The organism is Myceligenerans halotolerans (assembly GCF_054782975.1).
Map to the genome: position 1 here is coordinate 314,519 of NZ_BAAGRL010000012.1, position 25,534 is coordinate 340,052.

A 25,534-nucleotide genomic window follows, 5' to 3' on the forward strand; every position below is an offset into this window, starting at 1 on the left:
GCCCGGGCCGAAATCCACGACACCGAAGTCCGGTACCTCCCGTAAGAAGGCGTCCGGGGCGGGCGCCTCGGGCAGGTCTCCGGCGCCCGGGGCCGGTGCCCGGGACAAGACGGCGGTTTCCGAGTCGGGTGCGTCCCGCAAGCCCGCGGTCCCGAAGTCTGGTACCCCCCGCAAGTCCGCGGTCCCGAAGTCTGGTACCTCCCGCAAGCCCGCGGTCCTGAAGTCCGGTACCTCCCGCAAGTCGGCGCCGCCCAGGACCGCGTCGCCCCAGTCGGCGACTCCCCGGCCTGTGTCGCCGAAGCCTGCCACGGGCAACCGCTCCGGTGCTTCCGGGACGCGGCCACGGTCGTCGTCGGACAGCTCGAAGAGTCCGCGGCGCGGGCCGGGGAACGCCAAGCGGCCGCCGCAGCCGCGGCCGAGGCGCACCACGAACGCGAGCGTGCCGGCGGGTGGCGGCTCGGTGCGGGCGGCGCGGGCCGAACGGCAGCGCTCCCGCTACGGGCTCGCGGTGCCGGAGGTGCTGACGGTACGGGCGCTCGTGCTGTCGGTGGTCGTGCTGCTGGCGATCGTGCTGCTGCTGCCGACCGTGCGGGCGGCGGTGGCGCAGCAGGCGCAGCTGTCGGAACTGCGGCAGGAACTCTCCGAACAGCAGGACGAGAAGGCCGAACTGGAGAACGAGCGGGCGCGGTGGGACGACCAGTCGTACGTGATCGAGCAGGCCAGGACCCGGCTCCGGTTCGTCATGCCGGGCGACACGCCGTGGCGCACGCTCGACGGCGAGTCGGTGCGGGAGGAGGAGCCGGAACCCGGCCCCGTGGAGACCCCGCGGGAGGACCAGGGCGAGAACACCCCCTGGTACACGAGGCTCTGGGACTCCCTCCGCATCGCCGACTCGGAGTGAGCGACCGCGAGTCCGTATGGTCGGCCCGTTGTCGGGTGGTCGGCCCGTTGTCGGATGATCGGTCGCTCGGGGGACCGACTTCGCGACATCGAGCCGACCACCCGACAAGCGACCGACGTCAGGCCGCCGCCCGGGAGCGGGTGGGGGAGAATGGGCGGGTGAGTGAGAGAGCCGCCGTGAGTTCCGAGACCGTCGACCCGCAGGACCTCGCCGTGCTCCGGGAGCAGCTCGGGCGGGTACCGCGCGGCGTGGTCGGGATCGCCGCGCGCTGCGTGTGCGGGCGGCCGCTCGTCGCGCGGACCGCGCCGCGTCTGCCGGACGGGACGCCGTTCCCCACCACCTTTTACCTGTCGCACCCGGGTGCGGTGGCGGCGGCGTCGCGCCTCGAGGCGATCGGCGTGATGAAGGAGATGAACGAGCGGCTCAGCGAGGACGAGGAACTGGCCGCCGGCCATCGCGCGGCGCACGAGCACTACATTGCGCGGCGCGAGGAGCTCGGCCACGTCGAGGAGATCGACGGGATCTCCGCGGGGGGCATGCCCACGCGCGTGAAATGCCTGCACGCCCTCATGGCGCATGCCCTCGCCGCGGGTCCGGGCGTGAACCCGCTGGGTGACGAGACGCTCGCGCTCGCACGGGACGACTGGCGCCCGGACCGCTGCACCTGCTGATTTCCGCTGTCGTTCCCGCTCACGAGCCCCCCGAGGAGACCGATCCATGACCTCCCGAGTCGCCGCCATCGACTGCGGTACCAACTCGATCCGCCTGCTCGTCGCCGACATCGACGACGCCGGAGCGCTGACCGAGCTCGACCGCCGGATGGAGATCGTGCGGCTCGGGCAGGGCGTCGATCGCACCGGTGAACTCCACCCCGATGCGCTGGGGCGCACGCTCGCGGCGACGCGGCAGTACGCGGAGGCCATCGAGTCGCTGGGGGCGACCAAGGTGCGGTATGTGGCGACGTCGGCCACGCGGGACGCGCGCAACAGGGACGAGTTCTTCTCCGGCGTGCGGGACATCCTCGGCGTGGACGTCGAGGTGATCTCGGGCGGCGAGGAAGCGGCGCTGTCGTTCCGTGGCGCCACGAGCGCCGTCGCGCAGACCCATCCCGGCCCGTTCCTCGTGGTGGACCTGGGGGGCGGCTCGACGGAGCTGGTCCTCGGCACGGACCACGTGGATGCCGCCCACTCCATGGACGTGGGATCGGTGCGCATGACCGAGAGGCACTTCGCGCCGCCGGCCGGTGTCGCGGCGGGCTCGACGGCGGGTCCGACGGCGGGGGAGGCGCACGCGGGCTCGCGGGGCGGGGCGGGTGCGCCCGAGGAGCGGCCGTTGCCGGCCGAGGAGCCGCCGTCGCCGGCCGAGGTGGCCGCCGCGCGGGCGGACGTCCGGGCCGCGCTGGACGACGCCGCCCGCGTGGTCCCGCTCGGCAAGGCCCGGACGCTGGTGGGGCTCGCCGGATCGATCACCACGATCACCGCGCACGCCCTGGGCCTGACGGCGTACGACCGTGGCCGCGTGGGCGGCGCCGAGCTGCCGGTGCGGGCCGTCCTCGCATCGTGCGAGGCGCTGCTGGCGTCCTCGCGCGAGGAGCGCCGGGCGATGGGCTTCCTGCACCCCGGGCGTGTCGACGTGATCGCCGCGGGAGCGCTGGTCTGGTCCGAGGTCGTCGAGCGCGTGGTGCACGACGTCGAGGCGGCCGGCGGGACGCTGACGGACGTGGTGACCAGCGAGCACGACATCCTGGACGGGATCGCGCTGTCGCTCGTCTGACGTGTTGCCGCTCCCTCACCGTGGTACGCGTCACGCTGAGAGCGCGTGGACAGGGCACCGGACGGCGTGTCGTGGCGCGGTAGTCTGAGAATCATGCCTCAGAACGACCTGACCTCGGTCAGCCATGCCCAGGACGCGTCGGCCGCGCCCCGCTTGCGCAAGGTGCCGCGCATCGTGGTGCTCGGCGGTGGGTCCGTCGGCCTCTACGTGGCGCGCCGCCTGCGCAGGAAGCTGAAGAAGCGGGAGGCGGCGATCGTCGTCGTCGATCCCCGTCCGTACATGACGTACGCGCCGTTCCTGCCCGAGGCGAGCGCTGGATCGATCGATGACCGCGACGTCGTCGCGCCCCACCGTCGCGCCCTCAAGGGCGTGGACGTGCTGCAGGGCAAGGTCACCAGGATCGAGCACGGCCGCAAGCACGTCCAGATCACGCCCGAGGAGGGCGAGCCGTACGAGGTCTCCTACGACGAGCTCGTCGTCGGACTCGGCTCCGTGTCGCGCACCCTGCCGATCCCGGGCCTCGCGGAGACCGCCATCGGCTTCAAGAACGTGGAGGAGGCCATCGCGGTCCGTAACCACGTGATCAACCGTCTCGACCTCGCGTCCTCCACCTGGGACGCCGACCTGCGCAAGCGCATGCTCACCTTCACCTTCGTGGGCGGCGGCTTCGCGGGCATCGAGGCGCTCGCCGAGATCGAGGACATGGCGCGCTACGCGACGCGCCAGTACGACACGATCGAGCCCGAGGATCTGCGCTTCGTCATGATCGAGGGCGCGGGCCGCATCCTGCCCGAGGTCACGGAGCCGATGAGCCTCTACGCCCTGGAGAAGATGAAGGAACGCGGCATCGAGTTCCACCTCAACACGTTCCTGTCCTCCTGCGAGGGCGGCCACGTGGTGACGTCCACGGGCGTCGAGTTCGACACCGACACCGTCGTGTGGACGGCGGGTGTCAAGGCGAACCCGGTCATCAAGGAGGACTCGGACCTCCCGTTCGACAAGCTGGGCCGGGTGACCGTGAAGCCGACGCTGCAGGTCGTCGGCGAGGACGGCGTCGTCGTCGAGGGCGCGTGGGCCGCGGGCGACTGCGCCGCCGTGCCGGACGTCCTCAACCCGGGCTCCTTCTGCCCGCCGAACGCGCAGCACGCGATCCGTGAGGCGAAGCGCCTGGCGGACAACATCGTGGCCGAGCACCACGGCAGGACCTCGAAGGACTACGAGCACGCGAACCTCGGCGTGGTCGCGTCGCTCGGCCTCTATCAGGGCGTCGCCGAGCTGTTCGGCTGGCTGAAGCTGCGCGGCCCGCTCGCGTGGATGGCGCACCGGGCCTACCACCTCATGGCGATGCCGACGTTCACGCGCAAGTCCCGCATCCTCGCCGGCTGGATCAGCCAGTTCTTCCTGGGCCGCGAGCTCGTGTCGCTCGGTTCGATGCACGACCCGCGCAGCGAGTTCCGCGCCGCGGCCGTGCCGCCGAAGCCGAAGGAGCAGGCCGTGCAGAACGTCGAGGTGTCCGCCGGGAAGTAGAGGGCTCCGCCGTCGGGCGGGCGTACCGGCGATCGTTCGCGGACCGGGCGGTGGTTCCGGCTCAGCGCGTCTGAGCGGAAGGCCACCACCTGGTCCGCCGCTATTCTCTGGTGTGACGCCCCCATAGCCCAACTGGTAGAGGCAGCCGGCTTAAACCCGGCAGAGTACGGGTTCGAATCCCGTTGGGGGCACCACCCGATCCGTGCGTCCGCTGCCCTGCCCCTCGCGAGGGGCGGCTCAGCCGGCCCGCGAGCGAATGCCGTCGTGATTGCCCAGCTCACGGGGGAGCCGGTCGCGTGGATCGGGTACGACGGCGGCCCGGTGGCCGGGTCGGGCGTGTTCCCGCTTACGCGGTTGGCGTACGACGGCGGCCGATGGGTGACGTCGTCTGTTCGGGTGTCAGTGTCCCCGGCTACGGTGGTGGCAGTCGACGGGGAGGGTGGTAGGCATCGTGACGACACAGCCGACGCAGCAGATGAGTCGGCCGGGTGAACCGGCCGAGTTCGGCACCACGCCGGAGCCGCTCCTCCGAGACCTCGTGGGCAGGATCCTCCGGCGTGCCCGCACGGCGCAGCGCCGTACCTTGTCGGACGTCGCTGCGGAGGCGCGGGTCTCCACCGCGTACCTGTCCGAGGTGGAGCGCGGACGGAAGGAAGCGTCGTCCGAGGTGCTGGCCGCGGTGTGCGCGGCGCTCGGGATGCGGCTGGCCGACCTCGTCGAGCGGGCGTGGGCCGATCTCGCCCTCGCGAGCGCCCGAGCCGACGAAGAGCGCCGCATCCGCGTGCTGTCCTCCCGGGCGCGGCGCAACCGGGCGGGCTTCGCCGTCCCCGAGCGCGGTGGCAGCGCGGATCTCACTCGCCTTCCGAGCCGGACCGCGCACGACACGGGCCGGGCCGGAGACGCGGTACTGCTCGCCGCGTAGGGTCCTGCATCGGAGACTCGCCCCAACGTCTGCGCGTCGATCGCCGCTCACTCGGCGGTGCGGCGGGCCACGAGGTTGGCGACGCGGCCTGGAGGTTGGTGGCGCGGCTACGAGGGTGGCGCGGCAGGAGGTCAGCCACGTGACCAGGAGGTCAGCGCTGCGGCCACGAGGTTGGTGGCGCGGCTACGAGGCGAGCGACACAAGCACGAGGTTGCCGCGCATCACCCGAGAAGGGCGGCCCGCAACCTCGTGCTCGTGTCGGCAACCTCGTGCCGGGCGGCCCCGTGGTCGGTCAGAGCCCTGCTCGCCGGCCGTGGCCCGCGGGCCGGACATCGCCCACGCGATTCACCACCTTGTCCACGATCCCGTAGGCCTGGGCCTGCTCGGCGGTGAACCAGCGGTCGCGGTCGGAGTCCGCGGCGATCGTCTCGGGTGACTGGCCCGTGTGGTCGGCCAGGATCCGGGTCACCACCTGCTTGGTGTGCTTGAGGTTCTCGGCCTGGGTCGCGATGTCGGAGACGGTCCCGCCGATCCCGCCGAGCGGCTGGTGCATCATGATCCGCGCGTGCGGCAGCGCGTACCGCTTCCCGGCGGCTCCGGCGGTGAGCAGCAACTGCGCCATCGACCCGGCGAACCCGAGCGCCACGGTCGCCACGTCGTTCGGGAGGAGCTGCATCGTGTCGTAGACCCCCATGCCGGCGGTGATCGAACCGCCGGGGGAGTTGATGTAGAGGGCGATGTCGGCGTCCTGGTCCTCGGCGGACAGCAGCAGGAGCTGTGCGGTCACACGGTTCGCCAGGGCGTCGTCGATCTCGTGCCCGATCACCACGATCCGCTGGTGCAGCAGGCGCGTGGCGAGATGGTCGTCGAGTGGGATGGTCCGGCTGTCGGTCATGTCGACCACGGTGTCCGACGTCGGCCCGGACGGGAAGACTCTTCGGCCTGCGGCAGATCTGCCGACGGCATACGGGAGCGAGTGCTGGATGCCCTCGGACACCGCGCGGCAGCGGTCAGAGCGGGTTGCCCTGGCCGTCGATGAGCGGGAAGGCGTCGAAGTGGACCTCGACGGGTACCGCACCGGTCTTCTCCGCCTGCCCCCTGAGCGGGTCGAGGTGCTCGGCGCTGAACCGGTTCCACGCGGCGAGGACGTCGGCCAGCTGTTCGGGGGTGGCCCACAGGTGGGCGGTGGCGAAGGTGGTCCCCGGGAGCCAGGTGTCGGAGATCGCGTCGTCGGCGTCGTTGGCGTGGCTCATGAACGCCAGTGTCCGCTCGCTCCGCAGACGCAGGAGTTCCAGGTTCACGGCCTCGGCGGTCGCCCGGGCCGCCGGGGACTCCCGGTTGGTCATGGAGATCGAGAAGCCCCCCGGGGTTCGCTCCCACCAGCGCTCCCGGGCCGTGCCCTTGCCCTCCACCTCACGCACCAGGCCGTGCTTCTCGAGCTGACGCAGGTGGTAGCTGGTGGATCCGCTCGACTCGCCGACGATCTCGCCGAGCTTGCTCGCGGTGAGGGTTCCCCGGGCGGAGAGCAGATCGAGAATCCGCAGGCGCAACGGGTGGGCGAGCGCCCGGAGCGCGGCCGGCCCGAGCTGCGGGGGCGGGCCGGGAGTGTCGGGCGCGTCGAGTGGGGCGCTCTGCTCTTTCGCTCCGGTCATGGACCAGACGTTACTTCGTGGTTCACGGCGACTCGTGCATTCGCCGAACCTGCGGTGCTTCGAACCCACGGCACGGACGCGGCAGGGACGCGGCAGGGACGCGGCAGGGACGCCGCGCGGAGCGGGCGGATGCAGCCGAGATGCAGCCGAAACGCGGCACGAATGCAGCCGAGATGCAGCAGAGAAGCCGCAGGGATGCAGCATCAGTGCGGCAGGGACGCCGCAGGGATGCGGGCGGATGCGGCACAGATGCGGCGCGAATGCCGCAGCGATGCGGCGCCGGTGCGGCAGGGATGCGGCACCTCAGCGCAGGCCGAGCGGGTGACGAGCCGCGGCGTTGTCGCGGGCGCGTTCCATCTGCTCGTCCCGGCGGGCGTCGCGCTCGTGGCGGACGGCGTCCTGCCGGCGCCGGGCGGCGCGCTCGGCGCGGCTCGCGTTCCGGTCACGCGCGTCGGCGTGGGCGCTCGGGCGGGCGGTGCTCGTGGCGCTGTCGCTCCGGCCGGCGGCCTGGCTGGCGTACACGGTGGTGAAGGTGGCGTCGAGCGTGCTCATGGTGGGTCTCCCTGGGTAGGACAGGTACGGAACGCCGTGCTGTGCCACCACCGTACTGATGCCAAGAAATCTTTGCAAGTATTTCTTTGCAAACAAGTGTCGGCAACTGGATCCGGCCCGCGTCCGACTCGTGGGAGGCCTCCGGTCACGGGCCGACAACAAATTTGCAGCGGCTGCAAAAAAACCTCGTAGAGTGGGAACTCCGGCCGGCGTGCCCCTCGTTGGACCGGATGCACCACGACGACGGAGTCGTGGGGCTGTCCCCCAGAAGTCCCGCCCGTTCGTGGAGGCAATCGTGTTCCGTCTTGCCCGCCTGTCCTTGGCGCATCGCGCCGTCGTCGCACTGACGACGGTCGCGGTGGCCGTCATGGGCGTGCTGAGCATGGGCCAGCTCAAACAAGAGCTGATCCCGTCGCTCCAGCTCCCCATGGGAATCGTTGTCGCGCCGTACCCCGGATCCTCTCCCTCCGTCATCGAGGAGCGCGTCACCGAACCGATCGAGTCGGCCGCCCAGACGATCGACGGGGTCGAGTCGGTGACCTCCGACATCTCGACCGGCCTGTCGATGACCACCGTCGAGTTCACCTACGGCACCGACATCGAGCGCGTCACGCAGCGCCTCGAGGCGTCCATCACCAGAATCGGCCAGGCGTTGCCCGACGACGTCGACCCGCAGGTCATCGCCGGATCCTTCGACGACCTCCCGGTGGTGCAGCTCGCCGTCGCCGGCGACGAGTCGAACGACGCGCTCGCGGACACCGTGGAGACCGCGATCGTCCCGGAGTTGGAGAAGCTCGGCGACGTCCGCGGCGTCGAGGTCAGCGGCGTCCAGGAGGACCGGATCGTCATCACGCCGGACGAGGACGAGCTCGCCGATGCCGGCCTCACCACCGATCAGCTCTCCACGCTCCTGCAGGACAACGGCGTCGTTGTGCCCGGCGGCACCCTCACCGAGGGTGATCGGACCTGGTCCGTCGAACTCGGCACCAGCCTCGACGGCATCGCGGCGCTCCGGGAACTCCCGCTGATTCCTTCCGCAGGGGGTGGTCAGGGCGCGGCCGGAACCGGGGCAGGTGCTGGTGCAGAGGCGGGAGCCGGAGCCGGTGCGGCGGCCGGAGCCGACGCCGGTGCTGCGGCCGGCGGGGCAGGCGCGGCTGCCGGCCCGGGAACGGGCGCCACGACCGGCGGTGCGGGCACCCAGGACCCGTCGTCGGGCACGGGGCTGCCGGCGGACACCGCCGGGCCCACGATCGAGCCCGTCGCCCTTGGCGACGTCGCGACGGTCGAGCGCGAGCCCGTTCCCGTCACCTCCGCGTCACGCCTCGACGGCGAGCCGTCGCTCGGCATCGCGATCACGAAGACGCCGGACGGCAACACGGTCGAGGTGTCGCACGCGGTGCAGGAGGTGCTCGACGACCTCTCGACCACGCTCGACGCGCGTGACGTCACCGTCGGCGTCGTGTTCGACCAGGCGCCGTTCATCGAGGAGTCCATCGAGGGGCTGTCCACCGAGGGCGGGCTCGGCCTGCTGTTCGCGGTCCTCGTGATTCTCCTGTTCCTCGCGTCCATGCGGTCCACGCTGGTCTCGGCGATCTCGATCCCGCTGTCCCTCGCGGCGACGTTCATCATCATGAACCTCACCGGCTACACCCTGAACATCCTGACGCTCGGCGCGCTGACCATCTCCATCGGACGTGTGGTCGACGACGCGATCGTGGTCATCGAGAACATCAAGCGACATCTGTCGTACGGCGAGGAGAAGCTGCCGGCGATCCTCGGAGCCGTGCGCGAGGTGGGCGGCGCGATCGCCGCGTCGACCGTCTCCACGGTGGCCGTGTTCGCGCCGATCGCCCTGGTGGGCGGCATGACCGGCGAGCTCTTCCGGCCGTTCGCGCTGACCGTGGCGATTGCGATGGGTGCCTCGCTGATCGTGGCGCTCACGATCGTGCCCGTGCTGGCGTACTGGTTCGTCAAGGCGCCGCACCTGCCGGGCAGCACGGAGGAGGAGCGCGAGGCGGCGCGGGCCGCCGAGCGGGAGGCCGCCGAGGCCAAGGAGCGCCGCGGCCTGTGGCAGCGGGCCTACGTGCCGACCCTAGGGGCCGCGCTGCGGCACCCGGTCGTCAGCCTGTTCCTCGCCGTGGTGGTGCTCGGCGGGACGCTCGCCATGGTGCCGCGCCTGCAGACGAACTTCATCGGCGACAGCGGTCAGGACACGCTGACGGTCACACAGGACTTCGAGCCCGGCACGTCCTTCGATGCGCAGGACGACGCGGCCCGCGAGACCGAGGACGTGCTGGCCGGTGTCGAGGGTGTCGAGACCGTGCAGACGACCGTGGGCTCGGGCGGCGCGGACCAGATCGCCTTCATGGGTGGCGGCGGTGACTCGGCGTCGTACTCCCTCACGCTGGACGAGGAGGCGGACGGCACCGCCGTCGCGGACGAGGTGCGGGAGGCCGTCGAGCCCCTCGCCACGGGCGTGACCTCCGGCGTCACGGTCGCCTCCCAGGACAGCGGCTTCGGCGGGTCCACCGTGGACCTCGTGGTGAGCGCACTCGACTCCGAGACGCTCGCGGAGGCGGCCTCCGAGGTGGAGGACGCCGTGGCCGACGTCGAAGGCGCCGCCGAGGTGTCGAACAACCTCGCCGCCGCGCAGCAGATCGTGCAGGTGGAGGTGGACCGCGAGAAGGCGGCGGAGGCCGGGCTGAGCGAGTCGGCGGTGTCCGGGATCGTGTCCGCCGCGATGACGCCGGAGCGGACGCTGGGCAGCGTGGACCTCGACGAGCGCACCCTCGACGTGGTCGTGTCCACGGGCGAGGCGCCCGCGACCCGGGCGGAGCTCGAAGATCTGGAGATCCCGACGGCGTCGGGCACGGTGCAGCTCACCGAACTGGCGGACGTGGTGGTCGAGGAGGTTCCGACGACCGTCACCCGGACCGACGGCGAGCGGACGGCCACCGTGTCGGTGACTCCCGCCGGGGAGGACCTCAACGTGCTGACCACCGCGCTCGACGAGCGCATCGCGGACGTGACCCTGCCCGCAGGTGCGAGCGTCGTGGTGGGCGGTGTCGCCGCGGACCAGGCCGACGCGTTCAGCGATCTGGGGCTCGCGCTGCTGGCGGCGATCTTCATCGTGTACGTCGTGATGGTCGCTACCTTCGGGTCGCTGGTGCAGCCGCTGATCCTGCTGGTGTCGGTGCCGTTCGCGGCGACCGGCGCCCTGGGTGCGCTGCTGCTCAGCAACACGCCGCTTGGTGTGCCCGCGCTGATCGGCGTCCTGATGCTGGTCGGGATCGTGGTCTCGAACGCGATCGTGCTCATCGACCTCATCAACCAGTACCGGACGCGCGGCAGCGACCTCGACGAGGCCGTGCGTGAGGGTGCCCGCCAGCGCCTGCGGCCGATCGTGATGACGGCGCTCGCCACGGTCTTCGCCCTGACGCCGATGGCGCTCGGGCTCACGGGCGGCGGGGCGTTCATCGCGCAGCCGCTGGCTCTCGTGGTGATCGGCGGGCTCGTCTCCTCGACGCTGCTCACGCTGTTCATCGTGCCGGTGCTGTACTCGCTCATCGAGCGGGGCAAGCTCCGGCGCGCGGACAAGCGGGACGCGAGGCGTCGCCGGAACGCCGCGAGGGAGGAGATCAAGGCCCACCAGGCTGCTGCCGAGCCGGCGACCTCCGGGGCGCGGTAGCGGGGACGGGCGGCCGGGCCGGCCACTGCGCTCGCCGGAGGTGAGCGGGTGCCGGACCGGCCGCTGTCCCTGCCGATACCACCTCGCCCGGCGGGCCGGCAGGGCCCCTTCTCGGCATCCGCTACTGGGCCACGTTCAGCAGGGCCGCGCAGACCTTTGGCGCCGTCTTAAATGGATTCGAAGCCCTACTGAACCGAAGTCAGTCCCGGTCCGGGCAGTCCTGTGCCCGTGGTTCAAGGGGCCGGAGTGGGGGCACGACGACGGCGGCGTGGGTCCGGAATCCGGACCCGCGCCGCCGTCGTTCCCCAGAGGGAGGCTGCTCAGGCGTCGCGCGTCTTGAGGGAGATCGCGCCGGCGACGAGCAATGCGCCGGCGTACGCGGCGAGAACCCCGACGCCGACCCATGGGTCGAGGAGTTCCGGGCCGGGAATGCCCTCGGCCTGTGCTCCGCCCGAGTTGATGATCGCGGAGCCGGCGATGCTCGGCAGGAACTGGTTTACCTCGATCGCCCACTGCGGAGCACCGGGGAAGGCCGTCGCGACCGCGAACGGGATCGGGATGACCAAGAAGAGCGCCACCACTGTGAATATCGCCCCAGCCGTGTGTCGGATGAGGGTTCCGATTCCGATCGCGAAGAGCGCCACGAGCACCATGTACAGAACGGCGCCGTAGAGCGGCCGGACCTGGTCCGCGTCGGACCAGTCGATCGTGATGCCGTGGGGCTCCAGGATCGGGTACGTCGTCAGCCACGCCAGCCCGAACCCTACTGCCACCAGCACGGACGTCACCGCGGCGAGCACGGTCGCCTTGGCGATGTACGCACCCAGGCGGCCGGGTGCGGCGGTGAACGTGGAGCGGATCATCCCCGTGGAGTACTCGCCGGTCATGAGCATGGATCCCAGGACCGCGACCACCAGTGCCCCGAAGTCGTAGCCGGCGGTGATCACCGAGGATGCTGGGAACAGCTGGCCTGCCAACTCCTGGCCTTCACCCCCAGCGTCCGCGGCTTGGCCCGCGAGGAACTGCGCGACGATCGCGATGATCATGGCTATCCCAATGATGATCACCACCGTCGACCCGAGCGTCCACCACGTGGACCGCAGCGACCAGAGCTTGATCCATTCCGAGTGCAGCAGGCGCGCGAAGGTCACCTTCTTCACCGTCACAGCGGGCGACGGCGTCCGCGTCGCGGGCGCGTCGAGTGTCGTCGTGCTCATCGGTCGTTCACCTCCTGCGAGGAACCTGCGGGAACCGTGCCGGCGGAGTGCCGTCCGGAGTGTCGTCCGGGGTGCGACGCGGTCGGGTGATCGACGGGCGTCTCCGCGGCCGGCCCGTCGGCGAGGTGCGCGCCGGCCATGGCCGGCGTGGTGTCGGTCCGGGGCGCTTCCGCGTCACCGGTCATGGTCTCCGAGCGGTACTCCACGGCATCGGCCGTGAGGGACATGTACGCCTCCTCCAGCGTCGACTGGATGGGCGTGAGCTCGTGCAGCACGATCCTGCCCGCGGCGGCGAGTTCGCCCACCGACGCCGCGTCGGGGCCGGTGACCTCCAGGACGCCGGCCTCCGGGGTCGTGACCTGTGCGTCTTTCTCCCGCAGGAGTGCGGCCAGATCGCCCGCCTGCGGTGAGCGCACCCGGACGTGCTTGCGCTCCGACGCCGCGAGCAGGTCCTCGACGGACGTGTCGGCCAGGATGCGTCCCCGGCCGATGACGATGACGTGGTCCGCGGTGAGCGCGACCTCGCTCATCAGGTGGCTGGACAGGAAGACCGTGCGGCCCTCGGACGCGAGATGCCTGGCGAGGTTGCGCACCCAGATGACGCCCTCGGGGTCGAGGCCGTTGACCGGCTCGTCGAGGATGAGCGTCCGCGGGTCGCCCAGCAGGGCGGCCGCGATACCGAGGCGCTGCCCCATGCCGAGCGAGAACCCGCCGACGCGCTTCTTCGCGACGGACTCCAGCCCGGTCAGCTCGATGACGTGGTGCACACGCTGCTGGGGGATGCCGTGCGTGGCGGCCAGAGCACGGAGGTGGTTGAACGCGGAGCGGCCGGAGTGCACGGCCTTGGCCTCGAGCAGCGCGCCGACCTCGGCCAGCGGGCGGGTGAGCTTCGCGTACGGGCGCCCGTTCACCGTGACGGTGCCGGCCGTGGGCTTGTCCAGGCCCATGATCATGCGCATCGTGGTGGACTTCCCGGCCCCGTTGGGGCCGAGGAAGCCGGTCACACGGCCGGGCGGGACGGTGAAGGTGACGTGGTCGACGGCGGTCTTGGAGCCATATCGCTTGGCGAGACCGTGGGCCTCGATCATGATGCGCTCCTCGTGGATGAAGTCATGGTGACGGCTTTCGCTCTCCGGATGCGGGGGCGTCGGGTCGTCGGGGGACGACGCCGTGTACCCACGACACTAGAGCGACCCACCGGCACGCGTCATCGGAAGTAGCCCTGATTCAACCCTGAGACGAGGCGAATCATCCGATAGGCGGAACGAGGTCATCCCATAGGCCTACGCCGGGTGACCGGTCCCTCAGCCCGGGAACTGTCGGGGTGTCGGTGACGTTCACTAGCATGGGTGCCACGACCAGGAGGAGCACATGAGCAACCCCGTCTTTTCGAACAGCGACGTATTCGGTGAACCACGTCGCACCGGAGCGCCGCGAGGCGCCCGTGGTGGTACTGCCACCGCCCCCAACCCCTACTCCCAGTACGGCGCGACCGGCCAGTCGCCCATGGGCGCCTCGCAGCTCGGCGCCATGTACGACGCGCCGTCGGCCACCCCGGCCGACACCAAGCGCCTCACGTATGACGATGTGATCATCAAGACCGGCGGCCTGCTGGCGCTGCTGGTGGTCGTCGCCGCGGCGACGTTCATGCTCGCGCCGGCGCTGGTGTGGGTCGGCCTGATCGGCGGCCTCATCCTGGGGCTGGTCAACGCGTTCAAGAAGAACCCGTCGCCGTTCCTGATCATCGCGTACGCGGTGTTCCAGGGCATGTTCGTCGGCGGCATCTCCTTCGTGTTCAACGCCTACGAGGGCATCGTCTTCCAGGCCATCCTCGGCACGCTGTGCGTGTTCGCCGGCTCGTTGTTCCTGTTCAAGACCGGCAGGATCCAGGTCACGCCCAAGTTCACGCGCTTCCTCATGATGGCGCTGATCGGCTACGCGCTGTTCTCGCTGGTCAACCTCGTTCTCATCTGGACCGGCGCGCTCGGCGGCTTCGGCATGCGCAACGGCTGGCTCGGCATTGCCGTCGGTGCGTTCGCGATCGTGCTCGGCATCATGTCCCTGATGGTCGACTTCGACTTCATCAAGCGTGGTGTCGAGGAGGGAATCCCGGCGAAGTTCGCCTGGACCGCGGCGTTCGGGCTGATCGTGACGCTGGTCTGGCTGTACACCGAGATCCTGCGCCTGCTGGCGATCATCAACATCTTCAGCGGCGATTGATCACCCGCTGAACCACTCACGCCGACGGCCCGGGCCCTTCATCGCGAAGGGACCCGGGCCGTCGTCGTACCCGGACCGCTCAGGGCTGGTCGGCGTCGCCGAAGTAGTGGTTCTGGTGCTCGCCCTGTTCGGCGCGGATCACGTGCATGACCGCGTTGATCAGCGCGAGGTGGGTGAACGCCTGCGGGAAGTTCCCCAGGTGCCGGCCGCTCGAGGGGTCGATCTCCTCGGCGTAGAGGTTCAGCGACGACGCGAACGACAGCAACCGCTCGCACAGCGCCTTGGCTCGTTCCAGCTCGCCGATCTCGACGAGCGCGGACACCAGCCAGAACGAGCAGATCGTGAACGTCCCCTCCTCGCCGGCCAGGCCGTCGTCGGTCTCCTCGACGCGGTAGCGCAGCACGAGCCCGTCCACGGTGAGCTCGTCGGCGATGGCGAGCACCGTCGCGCGCACGCTCTCGTGGTCCGGCGGCAGGAACCGCAGCAGCGGCACGAGCAGCAGGGACGCGTCCAGCGCCGGGTCGCCGTAGCGCTGCGTGAACACGCCGCGCTCGTCGACGCCCTTGGCGAGGATGTCGGCCTTGATCTCGTCGGCGATCTTCTGCCACTGCTCGGCGTAGTCGTGCTCGTCGTACAGCCTCGCGAGCTTGGCGCCGCGGTCCATCGCGACCCAGCACATCAGCTTCGAGGAGGTGAAGTGCTGCGGCTCCCCGCGCACCTCCCAGATGCCGCGGTCCGGCTTGTGCCAGTGTTTCGCGGCTTCCTCCACCTGGCGCTTGAGGATGGGCCAGAGCGACTCGGGCAGTTGCTCGCGCGAGCGTGTGTGCAGGTAGACGGAGTCGAGGACGGCGCCCCAGACGTCGTGCTGCTTCTGGTTGTATGCGCCGTTGCCGACCCGCACGGGGCGTGCGCCCTCGTAGCCGGACAGGTTCGCGAGCTCGGCCTCCTCGAGGGTCTCCTCCCCGCCCACGCCGTACATGATCTGGAGCTGCTTGTTGTCGCGGCACACGTCGTGGATGAACGAGAAGAAGTCGTTCGCCTCACGGTCCAGGCCGAGCGTGTACAGGCCCCAGAGGGCGAACGTCGAGTCGCGGATCCAGGAGTACCGGTAGTCCCAGTTGCGTTCCCCGCCCGGGGTCTCGGGGAGCGACGTCGTCGCCGCGGCGATGAGCGCGCCGGTGGGAGAGTAGGTGAGCCCCTTCAGCGTGAGTGCGGAACGCTGCAGGTAGATACGCCACGGGTGGTCGGGGAACTTGCCCTGGGTGATCCAGTCGCGCCAGTACTGCTCGGTGCGCCACATCGCCTCGGTCGCCTCGGTCCAGTTCTTCGGCGCGGGCTGGGAGCCCCACGACATCGCGACGAAGTGCGTGGTGCCCTCGGTCATCCGGGTGCGGGCGATGGCCCGGCGGCCCTCGAGACCGAAGCGCAGGTCCGAGGTCAGGCTGATGTCCGGGTTGTGCTTGCCGAGTTTCGCGGTGACGTTCGAGTAGCCGCTGTTGTCGTAGGACCAGGCCGGCTCGTTCCGCGCGTAGTTCGGGCGCGGCTCGCACATCACCTCGAGGTCGACCGTGCCGGACACGCACTTCACCGTGCGCAGCAGGATGTGTTCGGCGTCGTTGTCCGTCGGGGTGCGGCGATGGGTGCCGGACCGCTTCTCGACGTCGTGCCACGGGCCCATCACCATCGTGTCGCGCACGACGAGCCAGCCGGTGGACGTCTGCCACGTCGTCTCGAGGATGAGGGTGCCCGGGACGTACCGGCGCGCGACCGGCACGCGGACCCCGTAGGGGCTGAGGCGGAAGCGGCCGGCGCCGCGGTCCAGGATCGCGGAGAAGATGCTGGCCGAGTCCGGGCGGGGCACGCACATCCACTCCACCGCGCCCGACGGCGCGATGAGGGCGTTGGCCTCGCAGTCCGAGAGAAACCCGTAGTCGGCGATCGACGGGAACTTGCTGCGCCAGTCCCACGCCTGGGGCGACGCTCCGTCGCTGGAGGTGTGGCCCTTGATCGGGCCTGGGAGGGCGTCGGCGCGCTTCTGCGGGCGCCGCCGAGCCGCCTGTGGGGCCGCGGCCTCGGGTGAATCCGTCGTCATGAACCCAAGGGTTCCCCACGCTTGGTCACTTGGACAAACCATGGGCGCCGGTGTCGGACTTCTTTTGACAGCGCTGCCGCGCGGCTGCGGGACGCCGGCTCCGCGCTGACCTCAGGCGGAGCCGGCGAGCGCGCGTGCCGCCCTCAGCGGGTGCGGGGGCGTCGTGTCGCGAGGATCACGCCACCCAGGCACAGCGCGCCGCCCGCCAGGACGATCGGTGTGGGGACCTCGGCGAGCAGCCACCAGGAGAGCAGGACCGCGATCGGCGGCACGGCGTAGGTGGTCGCCGACAGGCGGCCCGCCGTCGTGTGCGACAGTGCGTAACCCCAGGTGGCGAAGGCGATGGCCGTCGGGAACACCCCCAGGTAGATCACCCCGAGCGTGGCCGGCACGGGCGCCGCTGCCACCTCCGCGATCAGCGTCCCGGCGAACGGCAGGGCGGCCACGGTGCCGGCGAGGCAGCCCAGCCAGGTCATGGTCAAGGCGTCGACCCGCGGCAGCATCCGCTTCTGCAGCAGGGCGCCTGCCGAGTACAGCACCGCCGCGGCGAGCCCGAGCAGCACGGCCCCGACGTCGGAGGTGCCCGACGACGACGCCCACGCGATCACGGCCACGCCGGTGAACGCGATCCCGATCCCCGTCAGCAGCCGCGCCGGGAACCCCTCGCCCAGCGCGAGTCCGGCGACCACCGCGGTAAGGATCGGCGCCAGCTGGACGAGGAGCGCCGCGGTCCCGGCGTCGAGCGTGCGCTCGGCCGCGTTCAGGGCGACGTTGTACACCCCGAACCACAGCACTCCCCACACGATCACGCCCGCGAGCAGGCGACCGCGCGGGATCCGGAGCTTCCCGGCTACTCCGGCCAGCACGGTCAGGGCGAGGGTGCCGACGGCGATCCGCCCGAGCGTGAGCGCGCCGGGGGAGTAGTCGTGCCCGGCGGCCCGGATCCCGATGAACGCGGAGGCCCACAGCACGACCGTCACTCCGGCGGCGAGCGGGACCAGGTAGCCGGCGCGGGATCCGGACGGCTCGCCCTGGCGGGGCTCCAGGGGCTCCAGGGCGATGGCGGTGGTGTTCATGCCGCGAGGATCACCCGTGTCCACGGGTCGTGTCCGGCGGCTTTCGGACAGGGCATCGGCGGTCGTCATGGCTACGATGCTCACCCGCCGCAACCGTGAAGCACAAGCGACTTGTTCTGTACGACACTTCAGTCTCGCTGTACGGTATCCGTATGCTCGACGTCCACCGCCTTCGCGTGTTCCGCTCCGTGGTCGCCAGCGGCTCGGTCGCCGCGGCCGCGGTCAACCTCGGCTACACGTCGTCGGCCGTCAGCCAGCACCTCGCCGCGCTGCAACGGGAGACCGGCCTGACACTCCTGGTCAAGGCCGGCCGCGGACTGCGCCCCACCGCCGCCGGGCTCGCCCTCGCCGACGAGGCCGACGGCGTCCTCGCCCGCCTCGGCGCCGCCGAGACCCTGGTCTCCGACCTGCGCGAGGGCCGCACCGGATCGCTCAGCATCGCCTACTTCGGATCGATCGGCGCATCGTGGCTGCCCGACGTCGTCCGCGCACTCACCACCGACTTCCCCGGCCTGCGCCTCGACCTCCAGCTGCGCGACGACGTCGCCGACCTGCCGGAGGAACGCCCCGACCTGCAACTCGTCGTCATGAAGCCCGAGTACACGCGCACCACCAAGGGCTTCACGGCCCACCACCTGCTCGACGACTCCTACGTCGCCGTCGTCCCGTCCGGGCACCGCTTCGCGGGCAAGGAGGAGATCGAGCTCGCCGACCTGGCCGACGAACCCTGGGTCGACAACGACTTCGCCCGGGGCTGGTGCCGCCGGAACCTCCTGGAGGCGTGCGCGGCAGCCGGCTTCAGCCCCACCTTCCACGTCGAGGCCCACGACTACCCGACGGCGCTCGCGTTCGTGGACGCGGGGATCGGGCCCACGATCCTGCCCGAGCTCGGCACGATCAGCCTGCCGCCCCACACGGTGGCGGTGCGGATCGTGCGCCCCACGCCGGTCCGGTCCGTCTACGTGGTGGCCGCGGACCCGGTCGCGGACACGCCGCCGGTGCGCGCCGCGATCGACGCCCTCCGCACGGCGGCCACCCGCGAGGCGGCCCGGCGCGAGGCGGCCCGCAGCTAGGCCGCCCGCAGCTAGGCCGCCCGCTGAGAGCGGACGGTCGCTGCGAGCGGACGGTTGCTCGACCGCGAAACCTCTCCACGCCGCCGGTACCGCGGCCGCGGGAGGGCGCGCGGCCTCCGACCTGCGCGACGTAGGGTGGAGCGGTTCGGGCGTCAGGACCCTGGCGCCAACCCGACCGAGAGGCATTTCTCGTGACTACGCTCCCCACCGTCGAGTGGCAGGCCGGCGGCAAGCCGGCGCTCACCTTCCCCGAAGGCGAGGCCCCCACGGGCCTGCAGGTTCAGGTGCTCGAGGAGGGCAACGGACCGGTCGTCGAGGCCGGCCGGACGATCGTCGTCGACTATCTGGGGCAGACCTGGGGCGGCGGCGTGTTCGACAACAGCTACGACCGCGGCACCACGATCGACTTCCCGATCGGTGTCGGCGCCGTGATCGGCGGCTGGGACAAGGGCCTGGTCGGCCGCAACGTCGGCGACAAGGTTCTGCTGTCCATCCCGGCCGAGCACGGCTACGGCTCGCGCGGTGTCCCGCAGGCGGGCATCCCGGGCGGGGCGACGCTGGTCTTCGTCGTTGAGGTGAAGGGCGTGCAGTAAGGCTCGCTGAGGTACGACGGCCGGACGGCGCGGCGGGCGGCTGGCGCGGCTGAGTGTCGTGCTCGGACCCGTTCACGGGCCCCAGGGGGGCTCACCACTTCGGGAAAAGATAGGTCCGAGTACAACACCTTGCCGCCCGCCGCGCCATCCGGCCGCCGTCGTGCCAGGTCAGCTTGTGGGGTGTCGGCGAACCGCAACCTCTGCCCTGGTCCCGCTGCCGAACCGCAGTCCGACGTCGGCATCGACCGCCGAGCCGCAGGGACACGCCGACAATTCGCGATTCTGTCGGCGTGTACCTGCGGCTCGGCAGTGGGATCCGGGTCGAGACTGCGGTTCGGCAGCGCGAACCGACGCGAGACCGCGATTTGCGGTGAGGCCGGCGGAGTTGTGCCCCGAATCTCAGGCGCGGGAAACTAGCTGGTGGTCGGGTAGCTGATCACCTGCGGGGAGCCGAACTCGCCGACGGCCGGTTCGCCCGTGTCGTTGACGACGTGGTTGATGCCGCCGTCGCCGTTCAGGAAGACGCTGGTCATCGAACGGAGCGTGACGTCCGGTGTCTCGGGGACCTGGATGCCCGACTCCGCGCGGATGTCGAGCCCGTTCCAGAAGTACGAGTACACGCCCAGCCCCATGGCCTCGTGGCGCCGTACGTGATCGGCGACCCGGTAGGAGGCGTAGCCCAGGCGGTCGCCGTCCATCCACGCCTCCTGGTTCGGCGGGTCGTACGGCAGCTCGCTCTGGTAGAAGACGGTCAGGCCGTCCTCGCCGTTCCAGATCGTCTGGTTCTCCTGGTAGTGCTCCACGAACAGGCCGGTGGCGGTGACGCGGTCGCCGTTGACGACGACGCCGTGCGCGCCGGTGTTGTCCTCCCAGCCGATGCCGTTGCCGTGGTCCCCGCGCCAGGCCCAGAGGTGGTCCAGCAGCACGTCGTCGCTGTTCACCTCGATCGAGGTGACCGCCTTGCCGACCCAGGGGCCGCCTACGCGGACGAAGACGTCCGTCAGCGTGGTCGGGTCGGAAGGGTCGGACCCGTGGTGCGGTCGGCCGTGGCCCTTGGCCCACGGCGGGCACTTCCGCCCCACCTGCACCAGCACCTCGGACTCCGGCACGTTGGCGTCCACGGTGATCCCGGCGATGTGGATACCGGCCGCGTCGCTGGTCACCAGGGCGGCGTTGCCGTCGGTCGGCGTGAGCGAGGCGTAGCCGAGGCCGAGCACCACGGTGTCGGCGCGCCTGACACGGAGCGGGTCGGACAGCTCGTACACGCCCGGCGTGAGGATCAAGTGCTTCCCTCGTCGCAACTGGCGGTTGATCGAGGCCGCCGTGTCGCGGTCGGCGTGTGCGATGTAGAACTCGTCGAGCGGCAGCGAGTCGCCCGCGGCCTCGTCGGTCGACCAGTTCACGCCCCGGGTGCCGGTCTGGGCGTGCGGGGCGAAGACGCGCAGGTCGCCGTCGTCGGCCCGGTACAAGAAGGGCTTCTCGCGTGTGACGGGGGTCGTGTCGAGCGACGTCTTGACGCCGACCGTGCCGTCCCCGGCGGGCTGGCCGAAGTCGGTGGCGGGCGCGCCCTCGACGCCGGAGAACACCATGTTCCAGACGCCGCCGTCCCAGGCGCCGACAGCACTGTTGCGGGTGTACCACTGCTGCTGCGAACCGGTCGAGATCGTGCCGGCGACCCGGGAGTTCGCCAGGTAGCCGCCCGAGGCGTACTCGCCGAACCGGCCGAACACGGTCAGGTCACCCTGGATGTCGACGCGGCGCAGCGGGGCCGCCTGCGACACGGCGTAGCGCATCTGGTGCGGCTCCGCCACGCCGGTCGGGAAGGGGCGCGTGGCGTCCTCGGGGGTCGGGCGCTGGATGGGGTTGAACCCGAGGTTGGCCATGGAACGCCAGAAGCGGGTCAGCGAGCCCGGGCCCTGGCAGGCCCATGGGGTGTCGGGGCACTCCACGTGCGGTTCCACGTGGATGGCGCCGTTGATCAGGACGTCGCCCGGCACGGCGCCCAGGCCGTCCACGGACTCGTAGTAGCCGAGCTCCGCGTTGACGATGCCCTCGGCCGTGGCCGGGTCGTCCTCGCCCGCGGCGCTGCCGTACACGCCGGGCTCGAAGAACACCTGGTGCCGGTTCTGGCTGAACTCCGCCTCGTCGTTCACGGAGTCCAGGAACTCGTTGATCTCGTCCGTGGACCACGTCTCGTCGATGAAGGTGACGTTCGGGCCGAAGTCCGGATCCTCGGCCGCGTGGCCGTGGTCGCGCGGGTCGGCCGCGGCGGGCGCCGGGAGGGCGGCGATCGCACCTCCCGCGACCAGCGCGGCGACGAGCCCGACGCCGGTACGGCGCCGTGCCCGGGGAGAATGGGGTGTCATCGTCGACAGTCCTTTCCGCGCTCGGGATGTCCGGAGAGTCCCCGAGCGTCGATGATCGAGTTCCGTTCCGGGCGAGCTTAGCGGCCCAGTACTTACTTGTCAGTAAGGGAAATTGCGGCGGACCTGTGCGATCGACCGAGGGGGAGCGGTCGGTCCGTTGTCATTGCGGTCGGCACTACGGGGGACCGACCGCAATGACAACGGACCGACCACTCGACAACTGTCCGACCACGCTCCCCGCGATCCGTACGGAAGATCGCGGCCGACGGCGACAGCCGGCGTCGTCCCGCACGCTCAGGCGGGCCGTGTTGAGCGTGTCACCGTGAAGCGCCGGTCCCGGGCGATCTGCTCCGTGGGGCCGACGGCGCGCTCCAGCGCGGGCCGGTATCGCAGCGCCGAGTTGAACACCGTCCACAGCTCGCCGCCCGGCCGCAGCGTGCGGCCCGCGGTCGCGAACATGCGGTGCGCGGCGTCGGTGCTGACCGCGGCCCGGTCGTGGAACGGCGGGTTGATCAGGACCAGATCGGCGCACTCGTCGGGGAGGGAGGCGCCGGCGTCGTCGCGCACGGTCCGGACCAGAGGGCCGACGCCGTTCGCTGCCGCAGTCGCGTCCGTGGAAGCCACCGCCGCGGCGCTGCGATCGGTCGCCACGACCTGGAAACCGCGCAGCGCGAGCGCGATCGCCAGGATCCCGCTCCCGCACCCCAGGTCGACGGCGAGCTTCCGCGCGGGTACGTGCGGTCCGCGGCCGTCGTCCCGACCTGCGGCGTTCTCGCTCGACGCCGACAACGATCGCGGGTCTTCCTCGCGAGGTGCTACGGAGACGCTCCGGGATGCGGCGCCCGCTCCGCCGTCGTCGGCCATCGGCCCGCCTCCGGACGGCGAGCGCCTGCTCCCGGACGACGACCGACCGCCGGGCGACGGTGCCCACCCGTCGAGCGTCGGACTCGAGCCCGACGCCGGCCAGCCGCCCGCCTGCTCGAGCAGGAACCGCGTGCCGCCGTCGAGCGTGCCTCCGGCGAACACCCCGCCGTGAGTGACGACGGTGACCGGGCCGGTGAAGCCCGGCACGTCGGGCAGTACCTCGCGCGCCGGGTACGTCAACGGCCGCTCACGGACGCCGGGCCGAGGTCCGCGCGCGACGAGCAGCCGCGACTTCCGCCGCGCGAGCGACGGCGTGACCTCCGAGAAGCACGCGCCGAGCACGTCGTTCATCGCGTGCGTCATGTGCTTGACGCGCCCGCCCGCGTACAGGACGACGTCGTCGGCGGCGTGCCGCGCGACCCGCTCGGCGATCTCGGCCAGCTCCGCCAGGGATTTCGGGAGCTGGAGCAGGACGACGCGTGCGTCCCCCAGCAGCTCCGGCCCGAGCGAACGGTGCTCGAAGGAGCCGAGCTGCGCCACGAACGCGTTGGCGCGTAGCGCGGCCTCCGCGTCGACCGGGTCCTGATGGGCGCGGACCTCGCGGGCGCCCAGGCCGAGCGCGCCGAGAGTGAGCGCGCCGAACCGGTCGCCGATCGTCACGACCTCGCCCGGACCGGCCGACGCGATCACGCCGCGAGCCTCGTCCAGTACCAGGCGATCGGTGGCGTCGACCGCGACCGGACCGTCGGCTCGTGAGCCGTCCTCGGGGTACGGGCGCACGGCGTCGAGGACGGCGGTGAGGGGATCGGTCACGCTGGACGCACTACTTCGCGGGGGTGTCGCGGTGACGCCTGGACGCCTTGGTCTCCTCGGCCCGCTCCTCCTCCGCACGGACCCGCGCCTGCCTCTCGCGCTCGGCGACGAGCCACGCCGGCGGGTCCGCGCGCAACTCGTCGATCTGCTCTGTGGTGAGAGGTTCCGTGACGCCGCCGCGGGTCAGGCCCGAGATGGAGATGCCCAGCCGGCCGGCGACGACGGGGCGCGGGTGTGGGCCGTTCCGGCGCAGTTCGGCCAGCCACTCCGGCGGGTTCTTCTCGAGCTCTTCCAGCTCAGCGCGGGTGATGCCCTTCTCCTGGAACTCCGGCGGCGTCGCCGGGAGGAGGACGCCGAGCCGCTTGGCGGCGTTGATCGGCTTGATGACCTGCTGGGAGAAGGGAGTTGCCATGCCCCAAGAATATGCTTGCCTGGTGTCCGAGACCTTCCGCCTTGCCTACGTACCCGGCACCACCCCCGGCAAATGGGCAGGTGTGTGGCGCGAACGGCTGCCCGACGTGACCCTGGAACTCGTCCAGGTCGACGCCGCGGACGCCCCCGCCGCGCTCCGGGACGGTCGCGCCGACGCCGCCATCGGCCGGCTCCCCGTCGACACGGACGTCTTCTCCCGCATCCCGCTGTACGAGGAGATCTCCGTGGTCTGCGTGCACCGGGAGCAGTTCCTCGCGGCACTCGAACCGGACGAGACCGTGGCACCTGCCGACCTCGCCGACGAGACGGTATGGCTGCCGCGGGACGACGTGCTCTACCGGCTTCCGGACAGCCCGTCCGTTGAGCCGGGGACGACGGCGGGCTCAAGCGGGTCGACGACGGGCGGCGGGCCGGAGACCGGAGACGCGTCAGGGTCCGATCCGGCGTCGGGGCCCGTGACCATTCCGGGACGGGAACCCGTCGACCCCGACGGCGTGCCGCTCGAGCGGCCCGACACGGCGGCGGACGCACTCGCGATCGTCGGCGCGGCGGCCGGCGTCACGGTGCTGCCGATGTCGCTCGCCCGCCTGCACCACCGCAAGGACGTCGTGTACCGCCCGCTCGACGGCGGTCCGACGGCGCCTGTCGGACTCGTGTGGCCCGCCGATCGCACGACCGACCTCGTCGAGGAGATGATCGGCATCGTCCGCGGGCGCACCGTCAACAGTTCGCGGGGGAGCGGCAGGTCGCGGTCTGCCGGCGGCGCCGGGGCTGCGCAGACCGGTTCGGCCGCGCCGGCGCGTGACCGGAAGGAGCCATCGCGGGGCGGGAAGCGGGGCGAGAAGTCGTCGGCGGGTCGTGCGGGCGTTCAGGGCCGGAGCAGCGGCTCGCGGGGGCGTGGGGGAGGTAAGGGGAGCGGCCGAAATGGGCGGAGGAAAGGAAATAGGAACTAGCTATATCCCTTCTCCTTTTGCGCCTATGTGAGATCACGAATAACTTCGAGGGGTCAGGCTTCGGTATCACCAGAAATCGAAGGAGTACCCATGAACCGAACGAACCGACTATCCGTCCTGGGGGCCGCGGCGCTTCTCGCCGTCGGGCTGGGCGTCGTTCCCACGGCCGCCGCATCGGCCACCGTGATGGAGCGCGGCGCCACCATCGCCACCGGTCAGAACGACCAGGTCTGTCCGGAGGAGGGCAAGGTAGAGACCCCGGAGGGCCCATCGGAGGTCACCGTGACCGCGCCGGAGGGCCAGCTCATCTCCGGTTACTGCGTCAAGGCCGGGCCGACGCCGGAAACCGTCACCCTCGACGAGCCGGTCGAAGAAGTGACGATCGTGCCCGAGTCGGGTAAGGACATCAGCCATTACACGGTGTTCTTCGTGCCGGCGCCGACCCCGGAGCCGACGCCGACTCCGACTCCGACCCCGGAGCCGACGCCCACCCCGTCCGAGCCGATGGACGAGCCCGAGGAGACCCCGAAGGTGGTAGACGGGGGCCGCGACGAGCTCCCCCGGACCGGTGCCGGGCCGGCGATCGGCTACGCGCTGATCGCACTCGCGCTGGCCGGGGGCGGAATCGCGTTCCTGCTGCTGCGGCGTCGCGCCTGACCGACACGCCGACACAGCCTGATCGCGGGCGTGGCCCCTCGTGCGTCATCGCACGAGGGGCCACGCCCGCAGCCGTGCCTCAGATGCCGGGTGGGCGTGGTGGTCGGCGTCGGCGTCGACAGCGACTTCGATGTCGCCGTCGGCAAGGGGTAAGAGTTCCCCG

At 71.3% G+C, this 25,534-nt stretch carries 21 protein-coding genes and 1 tRNA gene; 12 read left to right on the forward strand and 10 right to left on the reverse strand.

The window, feature by feature from the left end; genetic code table 11:
• The first annotated feature begins 439 nt into the window (after positions 1 to 439).
• The 6 genes from ACYVK5_RS10570 to ACYVK5_RS10595 all read left to right on the forward strand — a co-directional run bounded on the left by ACYVK5_RS10570 (position 440) and on the right by ACYVK5_RS10595 (position 5,123).
• Positions 440 to 901, forward strand: coding sequence for an FtsB family cell division protein (locus tag ACYVK5_RS10570; RefSeq protein WP_460704604.1), 462 nt, complete (start codon positions 440 to 442; stop codon positions 899 to 901).
• 158 nt (positions 902 to 1,059) lie between these two features.
• Positions 1,060 to 1,572 carry a DUF501 domain-containing protein gene (locus ACYVK5_RS10575; RefSeq protein WP_460704606.1) on the forward strand — a complete coding sequence of 171 codons (513 nt, stop codon included), beginning with the start codon at positions 1,060 to 1,062 and terminating at the stop codon, positions 1,570 to 1,572.
• A 46-nt stretch (positions 1,573 to 1,618) separates the two neighbouring features.
• On the forward strand, positions 1,619 to 2,674 hold the full coding sequence (locus ACYVK5_RS10580) for a Ppx/GppA phosphatase family protein (RefSeq protein ID WP_460704608.1): 1,056 nt from the start codon (positions 1,619 to 1,621) through the stop codon (positions 2,672 to 2,674).
• 93 nt (positions 2,675 to 2,767) lie between these two features.
• Positions 2,768 to 4,201, forward strand: coding sequence for an NAD(P)/FAD-dependent oxidoreductase (locus ACYVK5_RS10585; RefSeq protein WP_460704610.1), 1,434 nt, complete (start codon positions 2,768 to 2,770; stop codon positions 4,199 to 4,201).
• 117 nt (positions 4,202 to 4,318) lie between these two features.
• Positions 4,319 to 4,395, forward strand: a tRNA-Leu gene (locus ACYVK5_RS10590).
• A gap of 257 nt (positions 4,396 to 4,652) precedes the next feature.
• Positions 4,653 to 5,123, forward strand: a complete 471-nt coding sequence (locus ACYVK5_RS10595; protein WP_460704612.1) for a helix-turn-helix domain-containing protein — start codon at positions 4,653 to 4,655, stop codon at positions 5,121 to 5,123.
• 292 nt (positions 5,124 to 5,415) lie between these two features.
• Here the strand turns inward: ACYVK5_RS10595 and ACYVK5_RS10600 are convergent, their stop codons facing one another.
• The 3 genes from ACYVK5_RS10600 to ACYVK5_RS10610 all read right to left on the reverse strand — a co-directional run bounded on the left by ACYVK5_RS10600 (position 5,416) and on the right by ACYVK5_RS10610 (position 7,327).
• Entirely contained in the window at positions 5,416 to 6,018 is a 603-nt protein-coding gene (locus ACYVK5_RS10600) for a ClpP family protease (protein WP_460704614.1), read from the reverse strand.
• Between the two features lie 115 nt (positions 6,019 to 6,133).
• On the reverse strand, positions 6,134 to 6,775 hold the full coding sequence (locus tag ACYVK5_RS10605; protein WP_460704616.1) for an ArsR/SmtB family transcription factor: 642 nt from the start codon (positions 6,773 to 6,775) through the stop codon (positions 6,134 to 6,136).
• Between the two features lie 303 nt (positions 6,776 to 7,078).
• The gene (locus ACYVK5_RS10610) at positions 7,079 to 7,327 is read right to left on the reverse strand and encodes a hypothetical protein (RefSeq protein ID WP_460704618.1); all 249 of its coding nucleotides are present in this window, start codon (positions 7,325 to 7,327) and stop codon (positions 7,079 to 7,081) included.
• A 295-nt stretch (positions 7,328 to 7,622) separates the two neighbouring features.
• Here ACYVK5_RS10610 and ACYVK5_RS10615 point away from each other — a divergent pair, with 295 nt between their 5' ends.
• Positions 7,623 to 11,015, forward strand: coding sequence for an efflux RND transporter permease subunit (locus ACYVK5_RS10615; protein ID WP_460704620.1), 3,393 nt, complete (start codon positions 7,623 to 7,625; stop codon positions 11,013 to 11,015).
• Positions 11,016 to 11,335: 320 nt separating this feature from the next.
• On the opposite strand, the gene ACYVK5_RS10620 is transcribed toward ACYVK5_RS10615, so the two are convergent.
• Entirely contained in the window at positions 11,336 to 12,232 is an 897-nt protein-coding gene (locus ACYVK5_RS10620) for an ABC transporter permease (RefSeq protein ID WP_460704622.1), read from the reverse strand.
• Positions 12,229 to 13,320: an ABC transporter ATP-binding protein gene (locus ACYVK5_RS10625; RefSeq protein WP_460704624.1), complete on the reverse strand. Its 1,092-nt coding sequence runs from the start codon at positions 13,318 to 13,320 to the stop codon at positions 12,229 to 12,231. The genes ACYVK5_RS10620 and ACYVK5_RS10625 overlap by 4 nt, the downstream gene beginning before the upstream one ends.
• A 283-nt stretch (positions 13,321 to 13,603) precedes the next feature.
• Here ACYVK5_RS10625 and ACYVK5_RS10630 point away from each other — a divergent pair, with 283 nt between their 5' ends.
• Positions 13,604 to 14,452, forward strand: coding sequence for a Bax inhibitor-1/YccA family protein (locus ACYVK5_RS10630; RefSeq protein ID WP_460704626.1), 849 nt, complete (start codon positions 13,604 to 13,606; stop codon positions 14,450 to 14,452).
• A 79-nt stretch (positions 14,453 to 14,531) separates the two neighbouring features.
• Here ACYVK5_RS10630 and ACYVK5_RS10635 read toward each other — a convergent pair whose 3' ends face one another.
• Positions 14,532 to 16,544: a glycoside hydrolase family 15 protein gene (locus ACYVK5_RS10635; RefSeq protein WP_460704628.1), complete on the reverse strand. Its 2,013-nt coding sequence runs from the start codon at positions 16,542 to 16,544 to the stop codon at positions 14,532 to 14,534.
• Positions 16,545 to 16,687: 143 nt separating this feature from the next.
• Positions 16,688 to 17,620, reverse strand: coding sequence for a DMT family transporter (locus ACYVK5_RS10640; RefSeq protein ID WP_460704630.1), 933 nt, complete (start codon positions 17,618 to 17,620; stop codon positions 16,688 to 16,690).
• Positions 17,621 to 17,772: 152 nt separating this feature from the next.
• On the opposite strand from ACYVK5_RS10640, the gene ACYVK5_RS10645 reads away from it, so the two are divergent.
• Both ACYVK5_RS10645 and ACYVK5_RS10650 read left to right on the forward strand, forming a co-directional pair.
• Positions 17,773 to 18,693, forward strand: a complete 921-nt coding sequence (locus ACYVK5_RS10645) for a LysR family transcriptional regulator (RefSeq protein WP_460704632.1) — start codon at positions 17,773 to 17,775, stop codon at positions 18,691 to 18,693.
• Between the two features lie 191 nt (positions 18,694 to 18,884).
• Complete coding sequence (locus ACYVK5_RS10650) at positions 18,885 to 19,286, forward strand: FKBP-type peptidyl-prolyl cis-trans isomerase (protein WP_460704634.1); 402 nt, start codon at positions 18,885 to 18,887, stop codon at positions 19,284 to 19,286.
• A 413-nt stretch (positions 19,287 to 19,699) separates the two neighbouring features.
• On the opposite strand, the gene ACYVK5_RS10655 is transcribed toward ACYVK5_RS10650, so the two are convergent.
• The 3 genes from ACYVK5_RS10655 to ACYVK5_RS10665 all read right to left on the reverse strand — a co-directional run bounded on the left by ACYVK5_RS10655 (position 19,700) and on the right by ACYVK5_RS10665 (position 23,741).
• Positions 19,700 to 21,652, reverse strand: coding sequence for an adenylyl cyclase (locus tag ACYVK5_RS10655; protein WP_460704636.1), 1,953 nt, complete (start codon positions 21,650 to 21,652; stop codon positions 19,700 to 19,702).
• A 294-nt stretch (positions 21,653 to 21,946) separates the two neighbouring features.
• The gene (locus tag ACYVK5_RS10660; RefSeq protein WP_460704638.1) at positions 21,947 to 23,329 is read right to left on the reverse strand and encodes a class I SAM-dependent methyltransferase; all 1,383 of its coding nucleotides are present in this window, start codon (positions 23,327 to 23,329) and stop codon (positions 21,947 to 21,949) included.
• Between the two features lie 10 nt (positions 23,330 to 23,339).
• Positions 23,340 to 23,741: a DUF5997 family protein gene (locus ACYVK5_RS10665; RefSeq protein WP_460704640.1), complete on the reverse strand. Its 402-nt coding sequence runs from the start codon at positions 23,739 to 23,741 to the stop codon at positions 23,340 to 23,342.
• A gap of 22 nt (positions 23,742 to 23,763) precedes the next feature.
• Here ACYVK5_RS10665 and ACYVK5_RS10670 point away from each other — a divergent pair, with 22 nt between their 5' ends.
• On the forward strand, positions 23,764 to 24,714 hold the full coding sequence (locus ACYVK5_RS10670; protein WP_460704642.1) for a LysR substrate-binding domain-containing protein: 951 nt from the start codon (positions 23,764 to 23,766) through the stop codon (positions 24,712 to 24,714).
• A gap of 90 nt (positions 24,715 to 24,804) precedes the next feature.
• Positions 24,805 to 25,371, forward strand: coding sequence for an LPXTG cell wall anchor domain-containing protein (locus ACYVK5_RS10675; protein ID WP_460704644.1), 567 nt, complete (start codon positions 24,805 to 24,807; stop codon positions 25,369 to 25,371).
• Positions 25,372 to 25,534: the final 163 nt, after the last annotated feature.

Bases quoted from the DNA above. Each gene is read 5' to 3' on its own strand.
- ACYVK5_RS10640 (WP_460704630.1), bottom strand. From the start codon at position 17,620: ATGAACACCACCGCCATCGCCCTGGAGCCCCTGGAGCCCCGCCAGGGC.
- ACYVK5_RS10600 (WP_460704614.1), bottom strand. From the start codon at position 6,018: ATGACCGACAGCCGGACCATCCCACTCGACGACCATCTCGCCACGCGC.
- ACYVK5_RS10610 (WP_460704618.1), bottom strand. From the start codon at position 7,327: ATGAGCACGCTCGACGCCACCTTCACCACCGTGTACGCCAGCCAGGCC.
- ACYVK5_RS10675 (WP_460704644.1), top strand. From the start codon at position 24,805: ATGAACCGAACGAACCGACTATCCGTCCTGGGGGCCGCGGCGCTTCTC.
- ACYVK5_RS10645 (WP_460704632.1), top strand. From the start codon at position 17,773: ATGCTCGACGTCCACCGCCTTCGCGTGTTCCGCTCCGTGGTCGCCAGC.
- ACYVK5_RS10580 (WP_460704608.1), top strand. From the start codon at position 1,619: ATGACCTCCCGAGTCGCCGCCATCGACTGCGGTACCAACTCGATCCGC.
- ACYVK5_RS10620 (WP_460704622.1), bottom strand. From the start codon at position 12,232: ATGAGCACGACGACACTCGACGCGCCCGCGACGCGGACGCCGTCGCCC.
- ACYVK5_RS10605 (WP_460704616.1), bottom strand. From the start codon at position 6,775: ATGACCGGAGCGAAAGAGCAGAGCGCCCCACTCGACGCGCCCGACACT.
- ACYVK5_RS10625 (WP_460704624.1), bottom strand. From the start codon at position 13,320: ATGATCGAGGCCCACGGTCTCGCCAAGCGATATGGCTCCAAGACCGCC.
- ACYVK5_RS10655 (WP_460704636.1), bottom strand. From the start codon at position 21,652: ATGACACCCCATTCTCCCCGGGCACGGCGCCGTACCGGCGTCGGGCTC.
- ACYVK5_RS10630 (WP_460704626.1), top strand. From the start codon at position 13,604: ATGAGCAACCCCGTCTTTTCGAACAGCGACGTATTCGGTGAACCACGT.
- ACYVK5_RS10585 (WP_460704610.1), top strand. From the start codon at position 2,768: ATGCCTCAGAACGACCTGACCTCGGTCAGCCATGCCCAGGACGCGTCG.
- ACYVK5_RS10635 (WP_460704628.1), bottom strand. From the start codon at position 16,544: ATGACGACGGATTCACCCGAGGCCGCGGCCCCACAGGCGGCTCGGCGG.
- ACYVK5_RS10665 (WP_460704640.1), bottom strand. From the start codon at position 23,741: ATGGCAACTCCCTTCTCCCAGCAGGTCATCAAGCCGATCAACGCCGCC.